The sequence below is a fragment of the Sphingobacterium sp. SGG-5 genome (genome assembly GCF_011043525.1).
Lineage (GTDB): Bacteria > Bacteroidota > Bacteroidia > Sphingobacteriales > Sphingobacteriaceae > Sphingobacterium.
Genome location: NZ_JAAKGO010000007.1, coordinates 214,662 through 239,671, shown reverse-complemented (window position 1 = coordinate 239,671; position 25,010 = coordinate 214,662). Strand labels below are relative to the sequence as shown.

At 41.5% G+C, this 25,010-nt stretch carries 19 protein-coding genes and 1 tRNA gene; 11 read left to right on the top strand and 9 right to left on the bottom strand.

Annotation, left to right across the window (positions count from 1 at the left end; all coding sequences use genetic code 11):
• Positions 1-39: 39 nt before the first annotated feature.
• From prfA to G5B30_RS12860, 3 genes are all read right to left on the bottom strand, one after another.
• Positions 40-1,113 (bottom strand): peptide chain release factor 1, encoded by a 1,074-nt coding sequence (gene prfA / locus G5B30_RS12870; RefSeq protein ID WP_165320402.1) that lies wholly within the window; start codon positions 1,111-1,113, stop codon positions 40-42.
• A gap of 90 nt (positions 1,114-1,203) precedes the next feature.
• Positions 1,204-1,533: a DMT family transporter gene (locus G5B30_RS12865; protein ID WP_165320401.1), complete on the bottom strand. Its 330-nt coding sequence runs from the start codon at positions 1,531-1,533 to the stop codon at positions 1,204-1,206.
• 5 nt (positions 1,534-1,538) lie between these two features.
• Positions 1,539-2,288, bottom strand: coding sequence for a UDP-2,3-diacylglucosamine diphosphatase (locus G5B30_RS12860; protein ID WP_165320400.1), 750 nt, complete (start codon positions 2,286-2,288; stop codon positions 1,539-1,541).
• Between the two features lie 81 nt (positions 2,289-2,369).
• On the opposite strand from G5B30_RS12860, the gene G5B30_RS12855 reads away from it, so the two are divergent.
• The 4 genes from G5B30_RS12855 to G5B30_RS12840 all read left to right on the top strand — a co-directional run bounded on the left by G5B30_RS12855 (position 2,370) and on the right by G5B30_RS12840 (position 7,330).
• The gene (locus tag G5B30_RS12855; RefSeq protein ID WP_165320399.1) at positions 2,370-4,520 is read left to right on the top strand and encodes a prolyl oligopeptidase family serine peptidase; all 2,151 of its coding nucleotides are present in this window, start codon (positions 2,370-2,372) and stop codon (positions 4,518-4,520) included.
• Entirely contained in the window at positions 4,513-5,082 is a 570-nt protein-coding gene (locus tag G5B30_RS12850) for a Crp/Fnr family transcriptional regulator (RefSeq protein ID WP_165320398.1), read from the top strand. The genes G5B30_RS12855 and G5B30_RS12850 overlap by 8 nt, the downstream gene beginning before the upstream one ends.
• A gap of 88 nt (positions 5,083-5,170) precedes the next feature.
• Positions 5,171-5,884 (top strand): pirin family protein, encoded by a 714-nt coding sequence (locus G5B30_RS12845; RefSeq protein ID WP_165320397.1) that lies wholly within the window; start codon positions 5,171-5,173, stop codon positions 5,882-5,884.
• 12 nt (positions 5,885-5,896) lie between these two features.
• Positions 5,897-7,330: a DUF3943 domain-containing protein gene (locus tag G5B30_RS12840; protein ID WP_165320396.1), complete on the top strand. Its 1,434-nt coding sequence runs from the start codon at positions 5,897-5,899 to the stop codon at positions 7,328-7,330.
• A gap of 58 nt (positions 7,331-7,388) precedes the next feature.
• Here the strand turns inward: G5B30_RS12840 and G5B30_RS12835 are convergent, their stop codons facing one another.
• Positions 7,389-8,726, bottom strand: a complete 1,338-nt coding sequence (locus G5B30_RS12835; protein WP_165320395.1) for a trigger factor — start codon at positions 8,724-8,726, stop codon at positions 7,389-7,391.
• 72 nt (positions 8,727-8,798) lie between these two features.
• A tRNA-Leu gene (locus tag G5B30_RS12830) sits at positions 8,799-8,880 on the bottom strand.
• Positions 8,881-9,101: 221 nt separating this feature from the next.
• Between G5B30_RS12830 and creD the strand changes: the two genes are divergently transcribed.
• Entirely contained in the window at positions 9,102-10,547 is a 1,446-nt protein-coding gene (gene creD, locus G5B30_RS12825; protein WP_165320394.1) for a cell envelope integrity protein CreD, read from the top strand.
• A gap of 154 nt (positions 10,548-10,701) precedes the next feature.
• Here the strand turns inward: creD and G5B30_RS12820 are convergent, their stop codons facing one another.
• The 4 genes from G5B30_RS12820 to G5B30_RS12805 are packed head-to-tail and all read right to left on the bottom strand — an operon-like array spanning position 10,702 to position 14,121.
• Positions 10,702-10,995, bottom strand: coding sequence for a hypothetical protein (locus tag G5B30_RS12820; RefSeq protein ID WP_165320393.1), 294 nt, complete (start codon positions 10,993-10,995; stop codon positions 10,702-10,704).
• Positions 10,996-11,054: 59 nt separating this feature from the next.
• Entirely contained in the window at positions 11,055-12,038 is a 984-nt protein-coding gene (locus G5B30_RS12815) for an ABC transporter permease (protein WP_206367117.1), read from the bottom strand.
• On the bottom strand, positions 12,035-12,979 hold the full coding sequence (locus tag G5B30_RS12810; RefSeq protein WP_165320392.1) for an ABC transporter ATP-binding protein: 945 nt from the start codon (positions 12,977-12,979) through the stop codon (positions 12,035-12,037). The genes G5B30_RS12815 and G5B30_RS12810 overlap by 4 nt, the downstream gene beginning before the upstream one ends.
• A gap of 2 nt (positions 12,980-12,981) precedes the next feature.
• The gene (locus G5B30_RS12805) at positions 12,982-14,121 is read right to left on the bottom strand and encodes an NEW3 domain-containing protein (RefSeq protein WP_165320391.1); all 1,140 of its coding nucleotides are present in this window, start codon (positions 14,119-14,121) and stop codon (positions 12,982-12,984) included.
• A 132-nt stretch (positions 14,122-14,253) separates the two neighbouring features.
• On the opposite strand from G5B30_RS12805, the gene G5B30_RS12800 reads away from it, so the two are divergent.
• The 6 genes from G5B30_RS12800 (at position 14,254) to G5B30_RS12775 (ending at position 25,009) form a co-directional block, all read left to right on the top strand.
• Positions 14,254-15,537: a dicarboxylate/amino acid:cation symporter gene (locus G5B30_RS12800; RefSeq protein WP_165320390.1), complete on the top strand. Its 1,284-nt coding sequence runs from the start codon at positions 14,254-14,256 to the stop codon at positions 15,535-15,537.
• Between the two features lie 241 nt (positions 15,538-15,778).
• On the top strand, positions 15,779-17,878 hold the full coding sequence (locus tag G5B30_RS12795; RefSeq protein ID WP_165320389.1) for a S9 family peptidase: 2,100 nt from the start codon (positions 15,779-15,781) through the stop codon (positions 17,876-17,878).
• A gap of 192 nt (positions 17,879-18,070) precedes the next feature.
• Positions 18,071-18,667, top strand: coding sequence for an RNA polymerase sigma factor (locus G5B30_RS12790; protein WP_165320388.1), 597 nt, complete (start codon positions 18,071-18,073; stop codon positions 18,665-18,667).
• 117 nt (positions 18,668-18,784) lie between these two features.
• A complete protein-coding gene (locus tag G5B30_RS17565; protein WP_165320387.1) occupies positions 18,785-20,014 on the top strand; it encodes a FecR family protein in 1,230 nt (409 codons plus the stop codon).
• Positions 20,015-20,254: 240 nt separating this feature from the next.
• On the top strand, positions 20,255-23,416 hold the full coding sequence (locus tag G5B30_RS12780; RefSeq protein ID WP_240903203.1) for a TonB-dependent receptor: 3,162 nt from the start codon (positions 20,255-20,257) through the stop codon (positions 23,414-23,416).
• A 3-nt stretch (positions 23,417-23,419) separates the two neighbouring features.
• Positions 23,420-25,009, top strand: coding sequence for a RagB/SusD family nutrient uptake outer membrane protein (locus G5B30_RS12775; RefSeq protein WP_165320385.1), 1,590 nt, complete (start codon positions 23,420-23,422; stop codon positions 25,007-25,009).
• Position 25,010: the final 1 nt, after the last annotated feature.

Here is a 25,010-nt window from a genome sequence, read left to right as displayed (position 1 = left end):
TTCTTATTTCTATATTTTCTAAAAAAAAGTAAAAAAACCTTAGTCTACAGCGCCTTCTTTCATCTTTTCGGCATTCTCGGCAAACTGTAAAGCATCTATAATTTCCTGAATATCACCATCCATAATGGCAGGTAAATTGTACATGGTCAAGCCGATGCGATGTTCGGTAACACGACCTTGCGGATAGTTGTAGGTCCTGATTTTGGCAGAACGGTCGCCTGTAGACACCATTGTCTTTCGCTTGGCAGCAACATCACCGTGCTTCTTCTGTACTTCCAGCTCATAAAGCTTGTTACGAAGCATCTCCATAGCTAATTCCCGATTTGCCAGCTGAGATCGTTCAACCTGGCATACGACGACTATGCCCGATGGCTTGTGCGTTAATTGTACCTTCGTCTCTACTTTATTAACGTTTTGTCCTCCGGCACCGCCAGAACGAGACGTCTGCATCTCAATATCGCCTGGGTTGATGTATACATCAACCTCTTCCGCTTCAGGCAATACGGCAACAGAAGCAGCCGAAGTATGTACACGCCCTTGAGTCTCGGTGTCCGGAACACGTTGTACCCGATGTACACCCGATTCATATTTTAGCTGTCCATATACGTCTTCTCCGATAACTTTTAAGACAACTTCTTTATAACCGCCTGAGGTTCCTTCCGTTACGTCCATGACTTCGTTGCGCCACCCTTTCGTCTCAAAATAACGAGTATACATCCGATAGAGATCTCCTGCAAAGAGAGCCGCTTCATCACCCCCAGTACCTCCTCGGATTTCAATAATGGCATTTTTGGCATCTTCCGGATCCTTTGGAATCAGCATAAGCCGTATTTCATCTTCCTTTTCCTCTTTTTGTACGTATAAAATGTCAAGCTCTTCTTTTGCCATTTCACGCAGCTCTTGGTCTTTTTCATTGACCAAAATATCTTTATTAGCATCAATATTGCTAACTATATTTCTATAAATATGATATTGCTCGACGATTTTGGCAAGGTCTTTATACTCCTTGTTTAGTTTTGCAAAGCGTTTCATGTCGCTGATGGTATCCGGATTGCTCAATTCCGCTTCGACCTCTTCCCATCGTTCCTTAATAGCTTGTAGTTTTTCTAACATAATTTTACAATCAACAAAGCCTATTTGCCTTGAAGAGTACAAAAGTACTTAAAATTTATGTTTCCTCCAGTTTGAAAAGAAGCTTTTTTGCTAATGACTGGATACTGTTTTCAAGCCCACAATGGAGGCGATTAATGTGAAAATGAAGAAAATGCGCCAGAAATCTGTTGGCTCTTTAAAGATTACAATTCCCATTAAGACCGTACCTACTGCACCAATTCCCGACCACACGGCGTAGGCAGTTCCTAATGGCAATGTCTGCGTTGCTTTGATTAAAAGCCCCATGCTTATACTTACTGAAAGTAGAAAAGCTAAATACCAGAGATACATTTCTGTACCGTTTGTTTCTTTTGCCTTACCGATGCAAAAGGTAAACACGACTTCAAACAAGCCACCGATAACCAAGATAATCCAATTCATTTTTATTAATTATAGGTTTTAAAGTTCTTCATTTTTAATTCTTCCCCGTTCCAGACCGCATATGTAAAATAATTAATCCATTCTCCGAGGTTAATGATGCGACTATTTTTACCTAATGGAAGATCATAAGGAAGGTGGCGGTGGCCAAAGATAAAATAATCGTAATGCGTGCTCTGGAGTATACTTTGCGCATATTGAATCAGCCATTCCCGGTCTTCCCCTAAAAATTCTTCCTTCACGAGATTTGCTGCGCGGCTGTGTTTTGACCATTTTCGGGCGATGCTAATACCGAGGTTAGGATGCAGACGTGCAAATAGCCATTGGCACAAACGACTGCGAAATATTTTTTTGAGCAACCTATAGGACTTGTCACCGTCACCCAATCCATCACCATGATGGATGTAAAAGGATTTGCCATGATCGATGAATATAAACTCATTATCAACGATACGAGCATTCAACTCTTCTTCAAGATAGCCAAACATCCACATGTCATGGTTACCCTTGAAAAGTGTGATTTTTATACCCCTATCTGCCAGCTCCGCCAATTTGCCGAGGAAGCGAATATACCCTTTGGGCACGACCGTTTCATATTCAAACCAAAAATCGAAAATATCTCCTACCAGATAGAGTTCCGCGGCATCATCTTTTATCGAATCCAACCAAGCGACAACCGTCTTTTCGCGAAGGCCGGATTTGTCGTACGGAAACGAGCCTAAATGAAAATCCGAGGCAAAGTATATTTTATCTCCCATGGCACAGGATACAAAAGTATATAATATCTCTTAAAATTCGCGAAAAAGCCTTACTTTGGTGCTTGATCGAAAACTTAGGCTATGCATAAAAAATGGAGTATTGTTATTTTAGCACTCGGGCTTATAGGATGTAATCGGGAGAAAATGATTGAAGCTAATCCACAAATGAAATTAAAACCTTATCCGGAGACGGAGAAAATAGCGCATACGGATGTTTATTTTGGTGTGACCATAGATGATCCCTATCGATGGTTAGAGGACGATCTATCCGCTAAGACAAAAGCTTGGGTTGCGGAAGAAAATAAGGTTACCGAAGACTACTTATCACAGATACCCTTCCGGGAAGCCATTCGATCGCGGTTGGCGAATCTATGGAATTATGAGCGTTATTCCGCACCTTTCAAAGAGGGCGAGTATATCTATTTTTATAAAAATGACGGATTGCAAAACCAAGCCGTGCTTTATCGAAAAAAAGGAGAAGAGGGAATTGAAGAGGTGTTTTTGGATCCCAATAGCTTTTCGGAGGACGGTACGACGTCGCTTGCTGGGGTCTCCTTTAGCAAAGACGGTTCCTTGGTCGCTTATCAAATTTCAGAAGGCGGATCAGACTGGCGTAAAGTCATTGTACGGCAGACCGCCGATAAAAGTATAGTTGGAGACACTCTTGTCGACGTGAAGTTTAGTGCATTAGCATGGCACGGAAATAACGGATTTTACTATAGTTCATATGATAAGCCGGAAGAAGGTTCCGCTTTATCGGCTATGACAGACCAACACAAGCTGTATTTCCATCGCTTAAATACTTCTCAGTCTGCCGATGAGCTCGTTTTCGGTGGGACAGCGATGCCGCGCCGATATATAAATGCTTATCTGACAGAAGATGAGCGTTTTCTTGTGGTGTCCGCAGCGAATACGACTTCCGGAAATGAATTATATATCAAGGATTTATCCGATATATCGTCTTCTTTTGTTGCGATAGTTGATAATTTCGAGAAAAACCACGATATCTTGGGAAATGAGGGCTCACGGTTGTTTATATATACAGAATTAGGAGCACCTAATGGTAAAGTCGTCACAACAACTATTGCAGACCCTCGCCCGACAACATGGGATAATCTTATTCCGGAGACACAAAACGTACTAAGCCCTTCCTTGGGCGGCGGCAAGCTCTTTGCATCTTATCTGCAAGATGCGATTTCGGTCGTGAAGCAATTCGACCTGTCAGGCCGGTTAGAACGCGAAATCGAACTTCCTGGGATAGGTACGGCATCCGGATTTGACGCAAAAAAGGAGGAAAAATATTTGTATTATACGTTTACGTCATACATCCATCCAGGTACCATTTATAAATATAATATTGCAACGGGCGTATCCGAACGCTATAAAAAATCCGGTGTCAAATTTGATCCGTCACGCTATGTGTCCAAACAGATTTTCTATACCTCGAAAGACGGTACGAAAGTTCCAATGATTATTACCCATCGAAAAGGAATAAAAACAGATGGTACGAGTCCTACCTTATTGTACGGCTATGGTGGATTTAATATTAGTTTAAGACCGGCATTTAGTACGGCCAATATTATTTTATTAGAACAGGGAGGTATTTATGCTGTAGCAAATATCCGTGGAGGTGGTGAATATGGAGAGACGTGGCATATTGCAGGAACAAAAATGAATAAACAAAATGTATTTGACGATTTCATAGCTGCGGCAGAATATCTCATCCATGAAAAATACACCTCATCAGAAAAGCTGGCTATCGCAGGCGGCTCAAATGGTGGCCTCCTCGTCGGGGCATGTATGACGCAGCGGCCCGAATTGTTTAAAGTTGCATTTCCGGCTGTGGGCGTATTGGATATGCTACGTTATCATCAATTTACTGCAGGAGCGGGTTGGGCGTTCGATTACGGTACGTCAGCAGATAGCAAAGATATGTTTGAATACTTACACAGTTATTCTCCTTATCACGCCTTAAGACCTAAGACGGCTTATCCGGCAACATTAGTGCTCACGGCCGATCATGATGATCGCGTCGTCCCGGCCCATTCATTTAAATTTGCTGCGCGGCTACAAGAATATAATACGGGTGACAATCCTGTACTTATCCGTATCGACACGAAAGCAGGACACGGGGCTGGGAAATCGACCAACATGGTGATTGCAGAGTACGCCGATAAATGGGCTTTTATGTTGCAGAATATGGAAATGGGATATATTACGCATCATGATTGATAGGCTTATACAACATATTAACGGTATAATGCGACTGACGGAGCAAGAAGAGCTGACTGTTAGAGAGCTGGTCCGTGAAAAAACGTTGAAGAGAAAGCAGTTTTTACATCGAGTTGGAGAGGTCGCCCAATATTCAGCTTTTGTCGTTGATGGCTGTTTGCGATCCTATGCCATTGATCAGAATGGATTTGAACATATTTTACAGTTTGCCCCAGAGAATTGGTGGATTTCAGATATGTATAGTTTTGTCAAAAATCAGCCCAGCGAGTTGAATATCGATGCATTATTGCCCACTAATGTATTACTACTGAGTCGTTCGTGTCAGTTAAGTATCTTTGATCGGATCCCCAAATTGGAGCGGTATTTTCGGATATTGACGGAAAATGCCCTAGCTTCCAGTAATCATCGTACAATAGATTATCTCAGCTTACCGGCTAAAATCAGATATCAGAAATTCTGTACTTTATATCCTACTTTGATTCATACCATTCCCCAGAAGTATATAGCGTCATATATCGGCATTACTCCCGAATTCCTGAGCAAGCTTCGCTCGGAATATTAAGGCGCTATTACGTTTTTCTTAAGTTAGGTTAAGAATTGCAAACAGACAAGCAGCTATCTTTGTAGTATAAATTAATGGAGGACTTAAAATGAAAATAGTATTGCATAAGGCACACACCAGAGGCCACGCTGATCATGGATGGTTGAAGAGCTTTCATACCTTTAGCTTCGGAAGTTATTTCAATGCAGAGCGGATTCAATTTGGTGCATTGCGTGTGTTGAATGATGATTATGTTGCAGGAGGGCAGGGATTTGGGATGCATCCTCACCATGATATGGAGATCATTTCTATTCCCCTAGAGGGAGAGCTCGTACACCAGGATAGTATGGGCAACAGAGGAACTATTCGTCCAAATGAAATTCAGGTAATGAGTGCTGGGACAGGAGTACATCATAGCGAATTCAACGGAAGTGCAGATCATGCTGTGCGGTTTTTACAGATATGGATATTGCCTAATGAGCAACAGGTCACGCCTCGTTATGATCAGATTGTGTTAGAACCGGAAGATAGAAAAAATAAATTCCAACAAGTTGTTTCTCCAGATCCGGATGACGACGGAACGTGGATACATCAGCAAGCATGGTTTCATTTGGCGGATATGGAGGGAGGCGTTTCCGTAGATTATGAATTGAAAGATTCTACGAATGGGATTTATGTTTTTGTATTGGAAGGAAGTGTTAGTGTAGCGGGAGAGATACTGGAACGGAGAGATGCCATCGGGATAACCGATGTTACGACCGCAAACTTTCAGGCAAAAACAGCAACTTCTTTGCTGTTAATAGAAGTTCCGATGGAGAAATAGTAATTTTGTTTCATGTCTATCACTCCGCTTAAACTTATTTTATTATGGGTTTTAATTCACCAATTTTCTGTGATTGCTGCTTCGGTACCTTCTTTCCCAGACAGCAGTCACATAGAGAATATAGAGATAGACACGGTAGTCCAACAGGAAAAATTTGATCCATATCGGGAGAAAAAAATTTGGAGAGCAGGGACGGAATGGTTTTTAGCACAAGCTATTCCAGCCTCTTTTAATCGGTTCATTACACAGGACCCTTATTCTTATATCACTTTTCCAAATTTTATTGATCACCAGCGCATAAGCGCATGGGATTGGGATGATAATCAGTTCACGACGAATCAGATCGATCATCCTTATCACGGACAACTGTATTTCAATGCTTTTCGGAGTAATGGATATAACTTCTATCAGTCCAGTGCAGCGGCCGTATTAGGAAGTTATATCTGGGAGACTGCTGGGGAAACACAACACCCGGCAATCAATGATTTTGTCAATACAACTTTCGGTGGTATTATTTTGGGTGAGATGACGCACCGAGTGTCGCGAAATATTTTAGCGAGGAGCAGGAATGGTCATAATAAAACAGGCAATGAGATCGTCGCTTTTCTGGTCAATCCGGTTAATGGATTAAATAGGTTGTTGGATGGGAAGTGGGGTAAACATATCGATGATTACTATGCCGTGGATTCGTCTATCATTACAGCGGAGTTTGATGCTGGGTTTCGTCGCTTCGACGCCAGAGAAGGTGATTTTTTGCAAAAAGGAAAAAATTCACTTTATAGCCGGCTACGCTTTAGATACAGCAATGGCGATCACAATTACAAACGGCCTTTTGATCAGTTCTCGGTAAATTTTGAGGTAGGAAGTGGGGACAGTACCTTTATTAATGCGGTCAATGTTCATGCACTGTTAAGTGGCGCAGAGTTTTTTAAATCAAAAAGGGGCACACATTACGGTACACTGAATGCACATTATGACTTTTATAACAATGATGCCTTTTTTTACGGTGCACAGAGTATAAATTACAACTGGCTTTCCGAATTTAGCTATAAACGGGAGAATAAATTGAATATAAGTGTGGGTGCTGGAGCAGTTCTTTTGGCAGCTGTACCGGATCCGTATCTTTTATATGGAGAAAGTCGTAATTATAATTACGGTTCGGGAGCTTCCTATCGCTTCCGGGGAGAACTGAGTTTGCTAAATCGACTTCTTTTTACAACAGATTATAACGGAGGGGTATTTTATACGATAAGTGGCACAGATTCGTACTATGTCTTACATGTTTTAGGTCTCGAAGCAAGCCTACGGATATTCAAACGCTTCTCGGTTAATTTAGCTTCGGGATATTTTGCTTTGAAAGGCGAATTTGAAGAGGAGCAATATCCCGATTTTCAACGGGATTTTCCCTATGGCAGAATTTCTTTAGGCTATAATATTCAATTTTAAACAAACAAAAAAGGTTAACATGACTGCTAACCTTCTTTCTTGTTTTCCGTATGTTGTTTTATTTGCTATCTAATTTTTCGAATTTATCGTAGTCAATTTTTTTAGATTTTATTTTGACGACCGATTTCAAATGGTCAAATACCTTCAAAGCTTTGACTTCTTCGAATAGCCGATTGGCCTGCTCTTTATCAGAAAGTAACTGCATAGCAAATTGACCAAGCTGTTCATCAGTAGGCTCGTCGCCACTGTTGTACATTTTGATCTGTGCGTAGATACGCTCTTTTGCAAGGCCCATGACTTCATCATACTTGACTTCCAGATTGTTTGCCGTAATGATACGGTTTTCAATAATGGTCCATTTTAAATTGCTTACAAAATCAGCAAAGCCCTCTTCGATTTCTTCTTCCGAGAGATTAGGGTTTGTGGCTTTTAACCATCTTTTCAAAAAGTCTTCTGGAAATTTGACATCAACTTTGTCCATTCCAAAAGTATACATATCATTTTGCAACTTTTGAACAGCGTTTTGTTTAAAAAGAGATTCAACTTCTTCTTTCACCTTCTCGTTGAACTGCTCTTCGGTTGTAACATCGCCAGCTGGGAAGATTTTATCAAAAAACTCTTGATTTAGGTCAGCCTCTTCCAAACGGTTGATATTCTTGACGGTTATCTCGAATTTAGTTACATCCAGGCTTTCCGCTTCATCCTCATTTATTCCTAAAATACGAGCTATATCAGCCACTTTAAAAGCTTTCTTGATATCTATCGTAATCGTATCGTCCTTTTTTAGGCCAGTCAATGATTTCTTTATTTTTGCATCTTCGACAAGATCTGTACGTAGGGAAGTTGTTTGCTCTATTCCACCTTCTTTATCTTGCTTCAGCGTTGCGTAAAGCACATCGCCTTCTTCCGAAACCTCAGGATTTGTCATTTTACCATAGCTGCGACGTAAGTTTTTGATGCGCTCTGCTAAAGTCGCATCGTCAGCTTTGATCGCGTATTCGATGAACTCCGTCTCATTGCTAAAAGGAATATCAAATGCAGGGGCTAAGCCTATTTCATAATTGAATTTGAAATTATCCTTGAAATCCCAAGCGTATGAGGAATCCTGATCACTGTCAATAGGTAACGGCTGACCCAACACTTCAAACTTTTCGTCAGAGATATAAGTTGCAATCTTGTCGTTGATTATACGGTTGATTTCGTCAAATAAAATAGACTTACCATAGGTGCGTCTGATATGTCCCGCAGGAACCATTCCTGGGCGAAATCCTGGTAGTTTAGCTTTTTTTGCTTGTTCTTTAATTGCTTTATCGACAGCTGGGTTGTAATCTTCAGGAGCTAATTCTACGGTAATATTAGCATTGACATCGTCGATTTTCTGGTGTGAAATATTCATACTTTTCTTCGCGTTATTTTCGCATTATAAATAAAAATCCTCCCGATATATTTTGGTCGGGAGGATATCAAGTGCGGAAGAAGGGACTCGAACCCCCACGCCTTGCGGCGCCAGATCCTAAGTCTGGTGCGGCTACCAATTACGCCACTTCCGCAGTTAGGATTTTTATAGTGTCACAAAGATAAGGAACTGGAATGATATATGTCAAGTTTTTTTTAGAAAATAAAGATAGATGTTGCTAACATTAAGGTAACGGTTTCAGCATCAGTATCTTTTTTATGTTGAAGAAAAAGAAAAAAGTATATTTACTTTCAAAGAGGGACTGGGGCTATGTCCTTTAGAGATTGTGCTGGCGTATTTTTAAATTTAATAACAATGAAAACACAACATCAAAATGAATCAGAGCTACCTCAGCAGGTCTCTACGTTCGAAAAAATCAGCAATTCCATTATTGCAAAACTATTGATTATTTTGATTCTATTACTCCTCTTGCTTATTCCGATGAGCTGGGTTAAGGATTTGATTAGTGAGCGAAAATTAAGAGATGAAAGTGTGAAGGTAGAAATTGCAGGTAAATGGGGAGGACCGCAAGTTATTTCAGGACCCGTTATAGGAATACCGTATAATTTTCCACATACTTCTAATATTTCTGATGAAAAAGGACGGATAATGAAAGAGACTTTGACAGATGAAGATTACATTTTCATTGTGCCGAAGTCTATGAAGGTGTATGCTCAGGTCGAGCCAGAATACCTGAGTAGGGGAATCTACCGAAGTGTGGTGTATAATTCAGATTTGTACTTATCTGGCGAATTTGATGAACTTGATCTCAAGAAATTAGGCGTGGACCCTGCAAAAGTAAAATGGACTGATGCAAAGATTTTTATTGGGATGAGTGATACGAAGGGGCTAAAGGCTAATCCGACGATGCAAATTGGTTTGCATAACGTAGCTTTTGAGGGTAATACCACGCTTATTAACCTGTTTGAGCGTACGATGTCAGTCTCGCTGGATCTGTCGTCACAGTCTACTGTAAATAAGTTTGATATACATTATGAATTGCGCGGGTCAAAATCTTTGAATGTATTTCCTTTAGCCGACCAAAATCAGATCTTAGTGGAAGGGAAGTGGAGTAATCCTAGTTTCAACGGATCTTATTTGCCGGAGAATAGGGATGTAAACTTGAATGAATTTAGAGCAGAATGGAACATTCCAAGTTTTGACCGTAAGTTCCCTCATCAATGGGCTAATCACAAAGGGGCATTATACCAGATTGTGAACAATTATGAAATTGTAGAAGATACAGTGGTTCCTTCGACCGACAACCAAGTTCGTGCAACCGAAAAAGATATGGTACAAGTGAATTTTTTGGAAGCTATCAATAATTACCAGCAAACTACCCGTGTTGCAAAGTATGGATTATTGGTCATTTTGCTTACATTTTCATCGTTATTTTTCACAGAAATTATTAAAAAGCGACATATCCATATCATTCAGTACATATTGATCGGCTGTGCTATGGTGTTATTTTATTCTCTACTTCTGGCTTTTGGTGAACATGTGGTTTTCAATACTAGCTACTTGATTTCGTTCGTAGCTACGACCGCCTTGATATCTGCATTTATTTATTGGATTACTAAAGACAAAAAAATATGTCTGCTTTTCAGTGGAATCTTAACGCTTTTTTATGGCTTTATATTCGTACTTATGCAACTTCAGGACTTTTCTTTATTGGTTGGCACAATCGGTATATTTATTATTCTAGCCGTGATGATGAGACTGTCTACCAAAATCAATTGGAATCAATTTGATAGAAGATAATGGTCAATCCACGCCATAGTAGGAGCTTTGTCACGATGTATCTGACAGCATTATATATGATGTGGAGAAAGAAATAAGGCTTTGAGTTAAGGAGACTGTCTTCTACTGGTTATCAAAGGCAACCGTAGGAGACAGTCTTTTACTTAGGGACAATTTATTTTAAATTGTTAATTTCTTGTTGCTCACGAAGTTTATCTACATTATTCTTGTCTCCAAAGTCTTCCGTTTTTTCTAAAAAAGCATCAAGAATGTCTTTAATAGTATCTACTTGGGTTGCTGTTTCCTGGTAAATATCGGGTAGTTTGCTTTCAATAGTTTTGTCACCCAACTCGATATTATCTACTTCAATTTTTCCGATTTTCTCCAACACAGCTTGGAAACTATTCCGTACGTCTTCCAGCTCACGGGCAATCTTTGTCATTAAATCGAATTTTTTTAATTTATCCATAGCTTTAATCGTATTGATGTATAGCTAAGAACAGTCCTACCGCGGAATTGTTTGCATTCTTAGGCTCGTATTTCCCGTCGCATGAAGACAAAGTAAGAACAGGCGAAGCATATCACCGTACTGGCTATTAACGCAGTGACTTGTGTCCATACGACCTTTACGCTTTCCCATACTGGTAACGCTGTGGGTATAGCACCTTGCATTTGTTCCATCGATAATGGACTTAAACTCCGCACCTTTGGCATGAGTAAGACAAGAGTCCCATCTTCATACAGCTGATTTGGGGCCAGACGCATAATAGATAAGATAAAATTTTGAAAACTTTGTATTTCCTGATTCGATGCGTACATGCCGGGTGCCATGCCTTTTGCAATTACACCGATAATCATCGGGTAAAAAACCATAAAAAACAGCCAGACTGCAATACTTACTAATGCCGATGTAGCCGGGTGTTTCCATAGTACAGAAAATAGAAGAGCAAGGTTAAGCCAGAAGCCGACATAGGCTACGGTCACGAATAAAAATAATCCAAGCCGCAAACATTCATGAAAAGAAGGAGTCAATCCCGTCCAAAATACAGCCAATCCGACCGTCATACAGATAAGGCTAGCAAAAATAAATACCAAAATAATCAATGCGCCAATGAACTTCGCATTTAACAAGCCATCACGGGCAATAGGTTGAGCAAGTATACGGGTCAACGATCGGTTTGTATATTCCGCGTTTATGGCATCGAATCCGAGGCATATCCCAAGTAAGGGGCCTAAGAAGCTGATAAAGACATGAAATGGAGGTAAGGTGCCATCGGAATGTGTAAATACCTGCAAAAAGAAAAACGAAGCCTGTGCGCTGTCCGGTGAAGGCGGGTTATGGCGCAAGGTAGTTAACGCACTATATAACGATGCAACGCTGGTGCACAAAACAATAAGTAGCAAAACGATAAATTTCTTGCTGCGGATATAGTCTGAAACTTCCTTGTCGATCAAAACCCCCATGGACTTCATGCTATCCGTGTTTATATTAAAGAATTGTTTCAGTTTCATATGTTACTGTCTTTAAAATAGAATGAATATATGTCATCTAATCCGTACGTCCGTTCAAATAAGGAATGGATAGGCACGTGTGCCTTAACAAATATTTCTACGATAGGCAGTGTGTTCGGATAAGTATGTTGTATAATAAACCGATTATCGTTAAAATCCACTGCAATGACATTTTCTTGGCTGCGTAATATGTTTTCGAGCTGTGGCACATCAGTCAGGTTCGTTTCGATGGTTACCGTAGGATTCATTTGGGCAAATAGCTGATCAGCGAGTTGTTGGATAGTGCCCTGGGCAACAAGTTTACCTTTGACAAAGAGTCCTACCCGGTTACAGACTTCCTCAACTTGATGGAGATGATGTGATGCCAGGAGCACGGTGAGTTGATCCTGGCGGTTCAATTCCTGGATGAGTTGTAAAAATTCTTTTACCCCGTTAGGATCTAATCCTAAAGTAGGTTCATCCAAGATTAAAATCTTGGGTTTTTTAATCAGTGTTTCTGCCAGTCCAAGACGTTGTTTCATTCCTCTCGAATACGCCCCTACCTTTTTATTCATCACATTTTGTAAACCTACTTTTTCAAATAGGAGATGTGCTCTCTGCCGGGTCTCCTTGGTTGACAGCCCATTAAGCCGTCCGATCAATTCGAGATTTTCTAGGCCAGATCGCTGTTCGTAGAAGCCTATATTGTCCGGGAGGTAGCCGATGACTTTTTTTACATCTATAGGGTTACGTTGTGGGTCTATGCCAGCGATAGAAATATGGCCGGCGGAGGCCTCACTCAAACCCATCATCATCAGTATCGTCGTCGACTTTCCCGCACCGTTCGGTCCTAGTAACCCAAATATTTCACCCTGTTGAACCTGAAGATCCAGGTTGTCAACAGCTTTATATGTGCCATACTGTTTATGCAGGCCTTTTATATCTATAATAGGGGTAGCCACGATTATCTCCTTCCATATTTACGAATTAAAAGATAAACACTTCCGAGGGCGATTATAATGAATAATAGCCCGATCCAGCCACTTAATAAGGAGGTTTCTACCGTTACGCGGAATTGGCTTTTTGCACTTGCGTCACTGGATTTGGCAGAAAAGGTTACCATATAATCACCAGCCATCACATTTTTAGGTGGTTTTACCGTTGCGTTAATATTGGCCGTTTCTCCGGCTTTGATTGTATTTATCCGCGCGGGTTCAAATACGACTTCCCAATGACTTGGCGCTTCCGAAGAGAAGTTGATCTGGTTGATGTCTGAGCTGCCTGTGTTTTTGACGATGAGCTGCTGTTTATGTGTCGAACCGGCATTGGCATCAAAATTCAATCGTCCTGAAGATGTTGTGAGTTCGAGCTTGTAAGAACCTGTTACAACGATATCAAAAACAATTTCAGACTGTCCTGTGCTACTCGTAGCACGAACAGGTATTTTATAAGATCCTTTTTTTGTACCTTCAGGAGCATTGATTTCAACCAAAATATCCTGACGTTGATTGGGATCGACATTGACGGAACTGACTTGTTTTCCAGCGGATTTAAAAACCACACCCCATCCTTCTTCGGTATTCGCCGAGAGCGCATATACCTGGCTTTCAGACGAACGGTTAAACAAAGTCGCGTTGTAGGTAAAAGTCGAATTGGCTGCCCCTTCCATATTAGTTTGCTTTGAAGATAGTTCACCTATCGATATACCGTCTTTATCGATGTTAACAGTTAGCGGTAATCTATACTGACCTTTGGCTGAAACATAAAATGTGTGCGAACCTTTCGATTGCTTGCCCGACATAAACACACGTAAGTTCAAGGTCTTTCGGTCTTTTGGCAACACGGATACCCGATCTACGGTGTAGTTGCCTGATTTGAGCTCGTAATGCCATTCTTTAGGCAGAGCCTCTACGGCAATTTCGCTCGTCTTGATTGCGCTGCTATTATTAATCAACTCTATATTATACTCGACGACTTCTCCCGGAGAAACCGTAATCTTTGGATAAGTAGTGTATAATTGCACACTTTGAGCATCTACCCGAACAAAAGCCATCAATAGAACACTCCATAAAACTAATTTTAGCTTGTTTACGTTGGTTGACATAAAAAATGATTTTAATAAGAAATTAAAAGATGATCGAAGTTAAAAATCAAAAAAAACGGTGTCAATATATTTAACATTTTTTTACAAATAATTTTCTAATTTTAGGCCTTTTATAATAGTAACAGAAACCAAATGGTACAAATCGATTTAAAACCACCCCTCGTTAAAAAAAAGAAAATCTATCAAGTTTTATACTTTCAGGTTATTGTCGCCATTATAGCGGGTATTTTGTTAGGCCATTTCTTTCCGGAGATCGGCGTGAGCATGAAACCGTTGGGAGACGGTTTTATCATGTTAGTCAAGATGATTATCGCGCCTGTGATATTCCTGACCGTGACTACTGGAATCGCCGGTATGAATGATATGAAAAAAGTCGGGAGAGTTGCGGGCAAGGCATTTATGTATTTTCTTACGTTTTCTACCTTGGCATTAGTTATCGGGCTGCTTGTCGGTAAGGTGATAAAGCCGGGGGCGGGTATGAATATCGATCCGGAGACATTGGATGCCAGTGCGATCGCCAAGTATGTGACGCAAGCGCATGAACAATCTTTTGTCGGTTTTGTATTTGAAATTATTCCTAAAACAATGATGAGCCCCCTCACCGGGGAGAATATCTTACAAGTCCTTTTTGCCGCCATATTGTTTGGGATAGGTTTAGCCTTGACAGCAGACAAGAGCAAGGTAGTCATTGATTTCCTACATGCTGTGACACATCCTATCTTCAAAGTCGTTGAAATATTAATGAAAACAGCACCTATAGGGGCATTTGGTGCAATGGGTTTTACGATTGGCCAATATGGGATAGATGCGGTTGCCAATTTAGGGATGTTGGTCGGAACATTCTATATCACCTCACTCTTGTTTGTATTAATTGTGCTTGGCGCGGTAGCGCGATATAACGGGTTTTCTATTTTTAAATTCTTGCGTTATATTAAAGATGAATTGTTGTTGGTCCTAGGTACAAGCTCATCAGAAGCGGCTCTTCCTACATTAATGCAAAAGATGGAAAAAGCAGGCTGTGCTAAATCGGTTGTGGGATTGGTCGTGCCGACAGGATATTCATTTAATCTGGACGGAACAAATATTTATATGACTTTGGCCTCGTTATTTATCGCTCAGGCTTGTAATATTGATTTAAGTTGGGAGCATGAAATATTGCTTCTGCTTGTGGCTATGCTAAGTTCTAAAGGAGCAGCAGGAGTGTCTGGAGCGGGTTTTATCACCTTAGCTGCAACACTCGCTATTGTGCCGGAAGTTCCCGTCGCAGGTATGACCTTAATTCTGGGAATAGATCGTTTCATGTCCGAATGCCGGGCCTTGACAAACCTGGTTGGAAACGGAGTGGCTAGTATAGTTGTCGCCAGATGGGAAAAGCAACTGGATAAAGAGCAATTGGATAAGGCATTGAATGAATAACTCCCGATCTGACTAAAGTCGAATCCGATCTGACTCAAGGTAGACGTGACCTACCTTGAGTCAAAAGCAATCTGACTAGAGTTGAATCCGATCTGACTCAAGGTGAACGTGACCCAACCAGCGTCGAATCCGCTTCGAAGCGTTACTTAAGTTGGTATATAGAGATAATGATTTCGTCGGTTTTTGCAATATTGTATTACCTCAATATTTCTTATCTTGCGACAGGTATAAAGATTAGATTATGCATAGATTATCCCTATTAGCCCTCATATTTATGATAAATCCTTTCTCTTTTGGTCAACGTGTGCCCGAACGAATAATTGAGCAATCCTTAATAAGAGAAAAAATAAAGCAGAGTCTCTCGGCACAACCTTTATCGCCCGAAACTTTATGGAAATTGGGACGTGTGTCCGCTGAAGGGATGGCTGCCGACGGATCCTTTGTGGTGTACAGTGTCTCCCGCTATTCCTTTGAAGACAATACATCCGAAAAAAATCTATATGCTTTGCCCCTTCCAACGGGAAATCCTGTCCAATTGACAACAACCAAAGGAGCGGAGTCTGTGGTGCGGATAGACAATAACGGTGATGTCATTTATCTCCTGGGTGGGCAGTTGTGGAAGAAAAATATACATGTCGGAGACCCTGTTCAGCTTACCAATGTCGAAGGCGGCTTGGAGAATGTGAAATTTTCCCCGAATGGACAATATATACTGTATAGCCAAGCTGTGTTAATAAAGAATTTTCATAGCGTAGATAAATACAAAGATATACCCAAATCCGACGCGTACATTTATGACGACCTGGATTACCGTCATTGGGATAAATTTAATGATGGACGCTTTAACCATCCCTTTGTTGCTCGTTATGTCGATGGTAAGATAAGCGAGGTGAAAGATATCATGGGGAAAGAACCTTTTTATTCTCCACAAATGCCTTTTGGCGGGTCGGAAGACTTTGTATGGGCTCCTGACAGCAAGTCTATCTTATATGTTTGCAAGAAAAGCTTTGGAAAAACTTATGCACGTAGCACCAATACGGATATTTATCAATATGACCTGACGACCGGTACTACCCAAAATCTCACGACGGGTATGAATGGTTATGATACCAACCCAAGTTTCAGTCCCGATGGTCAGCGATTAGCCTGGTTAAGCATGCAAACCGATGGTTACGAGGCAGACAAGAATGATATCGTTTTACGAGATGCTGGCACGCATCAAAAATTGAACCTTACTGCGCACTGGGATGGGGCAGTCAATGCTTTCTTCTGGAGCAAAGACAATCGGAAAATCTACTTTACAGCACCAACACAGGGCACTGTGCAGCTATTTGTCGTCGATATTCCGTCGACAATGCGTATGCGGTCTTTACCGAGGATACAACAGGTCAGTGCAGGGCAATTTGATATTGCCGGAATTGTTGGAGAGATGAAGGATGGGCTGATCGTTAGTTCTACAACGTTGACACAAGCTGCCGAAATTTATCATTATTCGTTCCAATCAAAGACATTACGGCCTCTTACAGGCGTCAATGATGTCATGAATGCGTCGATTAAAGAAACACCGGTGAAAGGACGCACAACAAAAGCGTCAGATGGTAAAGACCTGTTTTCCTGGGTTGTGTATCCGCCCGATTTTGATCCCGGTAAAAAATATCCAACCTTGCTATATTGTCAGGGTGGTCCACAGTCTGTGCTCACGCAAGCTTATTCTTTTCGTTGGAACTTACAGCTTATCGCTTCTCAAGGCTATATCGTGATCGCGCCGAATAGGCGTGGAATGCCCGGTTGGGGCGTAGCGTGGAATGAGGAAATATCGGGCGATTGGGGCGGACAGTCTATCCGGGACTATCTGTCGGCGATTGACGATATCGCCAAAGAGCCGTATGTAGACAAGGATAGATTAGGTGCTGTAGGAGGAAGCTACGGTGGGTATTCGGTGTTTATGTTAGCCGGTGTACATGAAGGAAGATTTAAGACTTTTATCTCGCATTGTGGATTGTTTGATATGACTTCATGGTATGGGACGACTGAGGAGTTATTCTTTGCAGACCATGAATTGGGCGGCCCGTATTGGGATAAGGCCAATGAAAAGACATATACGACGTTTAATCCAATTACATATATTAATAAGTGGGATACGCCCATACTTATTTTCCAGGGGGGTAAAGATTATCGAGTGCCTATAGAACAAGGATTAGAGGCTTTTCAGGCTGCACAACTAAAGGGCATTAAAAGTAGGCTCGTCTATTTTCCAGATGAAAACCATCGGGTATTGACGGGACACAATGCACAAGTCTGGCACCGGGAGTTTTTTGCTTGGCTGCAAGAGACATTGTAAGTATTGGATACCGCAATCTACACTCGGATCGATGATTGGTTTTGTAAATCATTTTTGATACATTAGCAATATCAATTTGAACCTGTATTAGTTGATAACAGAAGTTTAATACAGCAAAACTCATAATATTACAAATAATTCATATTTTGTGAGCAGATTCTAAGTCGCAATAAAGCTAGGATAATTGGTTTAATGAACGCTGATAATATAGATGTGGATAGTGCTGAGGTCGATTTATTGACTTCTCTGCAACAAGGCGACCAGCATGCATTTGAGCTATTGTATAGCCGATATAGCAGCGCGATATACCGTAATATATTGAGAATGGTTAAATCTGTCGAAACCGCAGAAGACCTGTTACAGGTCGTCTTCCTAAAAGTGTGGGACAAGAGAGCCGTATTAGACACTGAAAAATCATTTAAATCTTTTCTTTACCGTGTCGCAGAGAATATTGTTTATGACTATTTTCGTAAAGCAGCCAGAGATAGGAATATGCTGTCGAAAATGATGTTACATGGAGAGAATAGTTATCAGCATATTGAAAAATGGGTAGATGAAAAGGAAAACAAAGCTATCTTAGAAAAAGCTATTGCACAGTTGTCTCCCAAAAGGCAACAAATCTATCAATTGTGTAAGCTCGAAGGCTATTCTTATGACCAGATCAGCAAGATGTTAGGTATTTCTCCTGCCACTGTTAACGACCATATTGTAAAAGCCTCTAAAGTTGTAAAAGAGTATCTGCTTAACACACGCTATTATATTCCATTGCTTATTTTACTTTCTATGTAAGGTCTGCAAAGCCACCATAGACATAGTACGATTCTTTTTAAAATAAAAAAAAATAAAAATGGAGCAGATGGTTTTTCTGTTACGAGCGTATTAAGATAAAAAGCAAGATATATTATTGTGAATAAACAAGAAGATATAAACGAATTGTTTCGGAAATATGTACATGGGCGATGTACGGCAGAAGAGATTTTTTTTCTCTTAAAATATTTTGATATCGATCAAAATGAGGTCTTGCTAAAAGAACTTATCCGCAAAGAGCTCAATAGCGATGTATATGAAGCCTCCATTGAAGCCAGTCCTGGTCAAATGGATAGGCTTTACCATAAAATAGTACAGGTTATTGACGAAAGGGAATCACAACGGCGACATTGGAGAAGTCGGCTCCATACATTTATACGTGTTGCAGCAGTATTGTTGTTAATGTCAGCCGTTGCATTCATCGTTTATATGTATCAGACAAACTGGTCTATCGCATTCAATTCAAATACCGTTGCGACTATGGGAGATAAAGTTCAGATATTGACAAAAAAAAATGATGTCATTCTAACTTTATACAGCGGTAAGCAAATTGTTTTGAATGCGTTAAAACAAGGCGAGACCGTACAAGAATTAGGTATGATCATCTCGAAGTTGGATGAGGATAGAGTGGTGTATAAAATTGATGTGGACAAACCTGTAAGTCAATATAATGAAATAGCTCCTAAAAATACCATCACCGTTCCACGAGGACGTAAATTGGAGGTTATTCTCGCTGATGGAACGAAAGTATGGTTGAATTCGGCTTCTATATTCACCTTTTCGCCTGTCTTTCCGGAAAAAGAAAGAAGGGTTGAAATCAGTGGTGAGGCATACTTTGAAGTAGCACCGGATAAAACAAAGCCGTTTCGGGTGAAGACACCACAGTATGAGGTGGAAGTTTTGGGGACACATTTCAACGTTATGGCCTATCCGGAAGAGCAGATAAGTCAGACAACCCTGTTGGAAGGACAGGTAAAAATCCGGAACGACGGAGAAGAGGTTTTGCTAGAACCTGGTGAGCAGGCCGAAACTTGGAGTGGAGGAAAAGGTGTTACGGTAAGGACTGCTAACATCGAAAAAATAATGGCTTGGAAAAACGGCGTCTTCATTTTCGATGGAGAGAAGTTAGAGCAAATCATGCAACAGGTAGCACGGTGGTATGATGTGGATGTTATATATGAAGAGGAAATACCATCCATTGTATTAGCAGGGATGGTTTCCAGAGAAGACTCGCTCGAAAGATTGCTCGGCATTTTGGAAAAGGCGGGGAAAGTAAATTTTGCTATTGAAGGAAATAAAATAATTGTTCGCCAATTTAAATCAAAATAATATGAAAAAAATAGAATCCAGGTAAAAAAGACAGAACCTCTCCGGGTCGCGACCGGAAAGGTTCAGATGTCTGATTAAATTAACTATCGATTGAATAATCGATTCACTATGTATTCATTAACCAAAACACTCAAAAGTATGAAAGAACTATTACATTTTAAACTTTCATTGTTTAAAAGTCGAAATGTAAAGCAGAAAAAACACAGAAATCGATCTGTAAACCAACGAATTTTTCGAATTATGAAGTTAACCACCCTTCTTTTGCTGATAAGCGGTATGCATTTGAGCGCAAACAGCCTGGCACAAAAAGTAACACTAAAGGTGCGTAATAGTTCTTTGAAAGAGGTTTTCAAAGAACTGAACAAGCAAACCGGTTATTATTTTATCTATAACGAAGACGTGCTGAAGTCCGCAAAACCTGTCACCGTAGCGCTCTCCAATGTGAGTTTAGATAAAGCATTGATGTCGATTTTTCACACGCAGCCTTTAAGATATGCGATCGATAAAAACACGCTCATTATTACGAAAGACGATAATCGAGCTGATGCGCAGCAGGAAGAAGTTGTCATTTCCGGACGGATCTATGACACCAACGAACCTCCCAATACGTTATCCGGCGTTAGTGTGGCGGTTAAAGGAACTACCATTGGCACAAAGACAGATCAGGATGGGAATTTTAGCATAACCGTTCCTAAAGGGACTACATTATTATTCTCTATAACCGGGTTTTTGCCGTTAGAACGGACTTTCCGGCGTGATCAACGCAATATTTCACTGAGTTTAGAGGCCGAGATTTCAGCCTTGGAAGAAGTCGTCGTGGTAGGAATGACGGAGATGCAAAAGAAGCATATGGCCAGTGCTGTTTCCAGTCTGAACATGGAGTCCAATGTGGCCGGTAAGCCTATTACCTCTTTAGGCCAAGCCTTACAAGGAGGCGTTACGGGTATTCAGGTCAATCAAGGTTCAGGAACACCGGGAGGCGATGCCGTGACCATTCGAATCCGGGGTATTACGACGTTGAACAATTCCAATCCTCTGGTACTGGTCGATGGATTACCCATGGATATGAATAATATTGATCCGGTAACGATTGAAAGCGTTACCGTGCTTAAAGATGCTGCGGCAGCGTCTATATATGGGGCTCGCGCAGCCAACGGGGTTATTCTGGTGACGACGAAACGGGGAGTGCCGGGGAAGATGAACGTCGCCTATGACGGGTATTATGCCGTGGCAACACCGACAGTGATGCCACGGACGGTAGACGCTCCTCGTTATATGCAAATGTTCAATGAAGCTGAACAGAACTCCGGTAATGCGGGACCTTTTACCCAAGAGGTTATTGATAAAACGCGCAGTGGGGAAGATCCGTTGAATTATCCGAATACAAATTGGATGGACTTAATGATTCGCCAATATTCACCGCTGACGAGTAATTCTTTGTCCGTAACAGGTGGAAATGACTTGGCGAGATTTGCCATCACCGGAAATTACATGAACCAACAAGGGATGCTTCCCAAATCGGGATACAAGCGATTGAACTTCAGGGCCAATACGTCCATTTCTTTCGGGAAGAAATTTGATGTTAAACTAGATTTATTGGCTATCCGACGGAATGTTTTCAACCAACCACGTGCCTATAGGTTGATCGAAGATATTTATCGGGTACCGCCGAATATATTGCCACGCTATCCGGATCGGAGCGGTTACGCTTTTTACGGTCAATATGCAGACATAGTCAATCCAATTGCCTGGACAGAGCAAGGAGGAAAACATGAAAGTGAGCAGGCACAATCAAGCCTTAACTTGCAGCCACGATGGGAAGTATTGCCAAACTTAAACCTCCGCGGACAAATTAGTTTCCGGTTAAACAGCGATGCCGAACAAACTACAAAACCAAACTTCGTCCACTACGATTACAATACCTTTGCGATTTTGAGAGAATGGGCTTTTGAGCGCTCGGCAAAAATGGGGCGCACAGCTTATTACTTCGTCTCAGCTTCGGCAGACTATACCTGGCGTAAAGGCAATCATTATCTTTTTGGTATGGCGGGGTATACGCAGGAGGAAAACAATAGTGGCAACTGGAATATCTATTCGTTGATGTCGGGTTTTGGTAAAGTTAATTACAGTTATCAAGATAAATACCTGTTTGAAGGCACCGCACGTACGGATGGTTCGTCACGCTTTGGGCCGAATAATAAGTTTGGCTTTTTCCCGTCGGTAGCTGTCGGCTGGAATTTGCATAATGAAAGTTTCATGCGGCACATAAAAGCAATTAACAATTTGAAACTGAGGCTGTCTTACGGTAGGTTAGGGAATGAGAACATTGCAGCTTACTTGTATCAATCGCTCATCAACACCTCCAATGGATTGGAAACGAGCCACGGTAACCCGGATATTACCTGGGAAACGGTAGATATGTTGAATGCCGGTGTGGATTTGGGGCTGTTTAAACAAAATAAGATCGAACTTACCTTTGATTATTACGACAAGCTCACCAAAGATATCATACTCTCGCCTACCTTACCCTTAGCGGGAGGTTTTGAGCGGGCAACACCGATTAATGCGGGTAGAGTAAGAAATCGGGGGATAGAGTTCTCGGTGAATTATAATGAACGTTTTAGCCGGGATTTTAGACTAAGCTTCAGACCGGGTATTACCTACAATAAAAATACGATCGAACGGTTAGTGAATGGCCCGTATGTAGAGGAAAGTGCTACCCGTATCCATCAGGAAGGGTACAGTATAGGGAGCGTGTACGGCTATCAGACCGCTGGTCTTCTTCAGGAAAGAGATTTTGATGAGATGGGTAACGCTTTAATCCCCATTACAACAGGACAAAAGCCGGGAGATATCCGTTACCTGGATTTGAGTGGTAACGGAATCATTGATGACGCAGATCAAGGCCAGATAGGAAATCCGACGCCGGAGATCAATTACTTTGGGAATGTAACGTTGAATTACAAGAATTTCGATCTGGACTTTCTGGTGCAGGGGACGGGTAAGAGTGATGCGACGCTATTGGGTATGTTTGCCTTACCGTTGGATCAAAGTTTTGATGGCGGTGTACCGACGACGTTTTACGACGGGAGATACTGGACACCGGAACGGACCGATGCCCGCTTCCCACGGTTGAATACAAACCCTACCGTCAACAAGCTTTCGTCTGATTTTTGGTTTCAAAATGGAGCTTATCTTCGTGTCAAGTACATACAGCTGGGCTACAACGTTAAGAAATCGACATTGCGGAAGATCGGTGTTTCGGGTGTTCGGGTTTATCTCAATGCGCAAAACCCATTCACTTTCACTTCGGTGGAGCTAACTGATCCCGAAAGCAGGGGTAACCAACGGACATATTCAATCACCAAGTTATATTCAATAGGAGCCAGAGTTAATTTTTAAGTTATGAAATCAAAATATTTTATTTATGTATTAGGTATGTTCTGCTTGCTGAGCTTCAGCAGTTGTGAAGAATTCCTGACACACGACCATCCTACAGATATCTCAGACGAGGACTGGTGGTTGACACAGAAAAACGCTACGGATGCGTTACAATCCATCTATGCTGGTATTCCACATGGTTTTCATGGCCGGAAAGTTGCATTTCTTGATGCCTTATCGGATAATTTGGTCCAACGCCAAAGTGCCTATGGACATTATGAAGACTATGTCAAGGGTATACAGAACTCGTCCTGGGATATGGCACTTCACATCTATCGGGATAACTATAGGAATATCCGCAGAGCCAATCGTTTTTTAGCCAATATAGATCGCGTCGTGATGGAGGATTATGCGTTGAAGACACGCTATATTTACGAAGCTCGTGCCCTGCGGGCATACTATTATTATGAGTTATTGGTTTTGTTTGGTGGTGTACCTTTGGTGACGACGGTATTAAGTCCCGCACATGCCGATGTCAAGCGGAATACTTATCAAGAGGTGTATGATTTTGTGTTGGCGGAGTTAACGGAAGCAGCCAACTTTCTGCCGGCACGGTACAGTACGGTAGATCAGAATAGAATAGCTTCCGGGAGGTCTTGGGCTATTATTTCGAGAATGGCGTTGTTTAGCGGAGAATATGAAACCGCTAAAATGGCTGCAAAGAAGATCATTGATTCGAAAATTTATGGATTACATAAATCGAGCGCAATCAATGGATACCAAAATCTGTTTCTATATACAGGAGAACAGAATGGTGAACGAGTATATTTTAGTGCGAGTGGAGCGAAAGAGGTCTGGAATACCTTAGTACCGCAGAGCCAAGGAGGAAAAACCGTGTTGTCGCCGACACAGTCTATCGTGGATGCTTACGAAACACTTCAAGGGAAAACCATCCAGGAGCTTGGACCCGATTCGTTAAACATATATAGAAAGGATCCCAACTACAAAGGCAATCGTGATCCTCGGTTGACTTATTCGATTATGTTGCCCGGAGATAAGTTCATGACCAGCACACTAAATCCGTTTGACCCTTCTCCCGGAAACCGGGATCGCATCGGGGAGTCGTATTCGACATTTACCGGTTATTGGGTCAAGAAATATATCGATGAAAGGGATAAAGCAGGCACCCGAAACTTAGATTTTGCCATTATCCGTTATGCGGAGATCCTTTTGACGTATGTCGAAAGCTTAATTGAAACCGGTGAATGGGATCATCCGGATGTGGTCAAGTATCTCAATGAAATCCGTAATCGGGTAGGTATGCCTGACGTCGACGTGTCCGTCTACAATTCGCAGGAGAAACTGCGGGAGTTGGTACGGAGGGAACGGCGCGTGGAATTGGCATTTGAAGGCGTACGTTATTTTGATATCCGGCGTTGGGGAATATTTGAAGACGTGATGAATGGAGTAGTGGAAGGTGCTTATAACCCCAACACCCAAGAGTTTGTCCAGGTCGAAGTACGGAAGGCAAGCAAGGATCGGGATTATTTTTGGCCGATTCCGTTGGAAGCGATGTTAGCCAATCCGAATATGGAACAAAATCCAAACTATTAAT

Bases quoted from the DNA above. Each gene is read 5' to 3' on its own strand.
- prfA (WP_165320402.1), bottom strand. From the start codon at position 1,113: ATGTTAGAAAAACTACAAGCTATTAAGGAACGATGGGAAGAGGTCGAA.
- G5B30_RS12795 (WP_165320389.1), top strand. From the start codon at position 15,779: ATGCATAGATTATCCCTATTAGCCCTCATATTTATGATAAATCCTTTC.
- G5B30_RS12840 (WP_165320396.1), top strand. From the start codon at position 5,897: ATGTCTATCACTCCGCTTAAACTTATTTTATTATGGGTTTTAATTCAC.
- G5B30_RS12855 (WP_165320399.1), top strand. From the start codon at position 2,370: ATGCATAAAAAATGGAGTATTGTTATTTTAGCACTCGGGCTTATAGGA.
- G5B30_RS12850 (WP_165320398.1), top strand. From the start codon at position 4,513: ATGATTGATAGGCTTATACAACATATTAACGGTATAATGCGACTGACG.
- G5B30_RS12805 (WP_165320391.1), bottom strand. From the start codon at position 14,121: ATGTCAACCAACGTAAACAAGCTAAAATTAGTTTTATGGAGTGTTCTA.
- G5B30_RS12865 (WP_165320401.1), bottom strand. From the start codon at position 1,533: ATGAATTGGATTATCTTGGTTATCGGTGGCTTGTTTGAAGTCGTGTTT.
- G5B30_RS12800 (WP_165320390.1), top strand. From the start codon at position 14,254: ATGGTACAAATCGATTTAAAACCACCCCTCGTTAAAAAAAAGAAAATC.
- G5B30_RS12815 (WP_206367117.1), bottom strand. From the start codon at position 12,038: ATGAAACTGAAACAATTCTTTAATATAAACACGGATAGCATGAAGTCC.
- G5B30_RS12780 (WP_240903203.1), top strand. From the start codon at position 20,255: ATGAAGTTAACCACCCTTCTTTTGCTGATAAGCGGTATGCATTTGAGC.
- G5B30_RS12790 (WP_165320388.1), top strand. From the start codon at position 18,071: ATGAACGCTGATAATATAGATGTGGATAGTGCTGAGGTCGATTTATTG.
- G5B30_RS12860 (WP_165320400.1), bottom strand. From the start codon at position 2,288: ATGGGAGATAAAATATACTTTGCCTCGGATTTTCATTTAGGCTCGTTT.
- G5B30_RS12820 (WP_165320393.1), bottom strand. From the start codon at position 10,995: ATGGATAAATTAAAAAAATTCGATTTAATGACAAAGATTGCCCGTGAG.
- creD (WP_165320394.1), top strand. From the start codon at position 9,102: ATGAAAACACAACATCAAAATGAATCAGAGCTACCTCAGCAGGTCTCT.
- G5B30_RS12775 (WP_165320385.1), top strand. From the start codon at position 23,420: ATGAAATCAAAATATTTTATTTATGTATTAGGTATGTTCTGCTTGCTG.
- G5B30_RS12845 (WP_165320397.1), top strand. From the start codon at position 5,171: ATGAAAATAGTATTGCATAAGGCACACACCAGAGGCCACGCTGATCAT.
- G5B30_RS12835 (WP_165320395.1), bottom strand. From the start codon at position 8,726: ATGAATATTTCACACCAGAAAATCGACGATGTCAATGCTAATATTACC.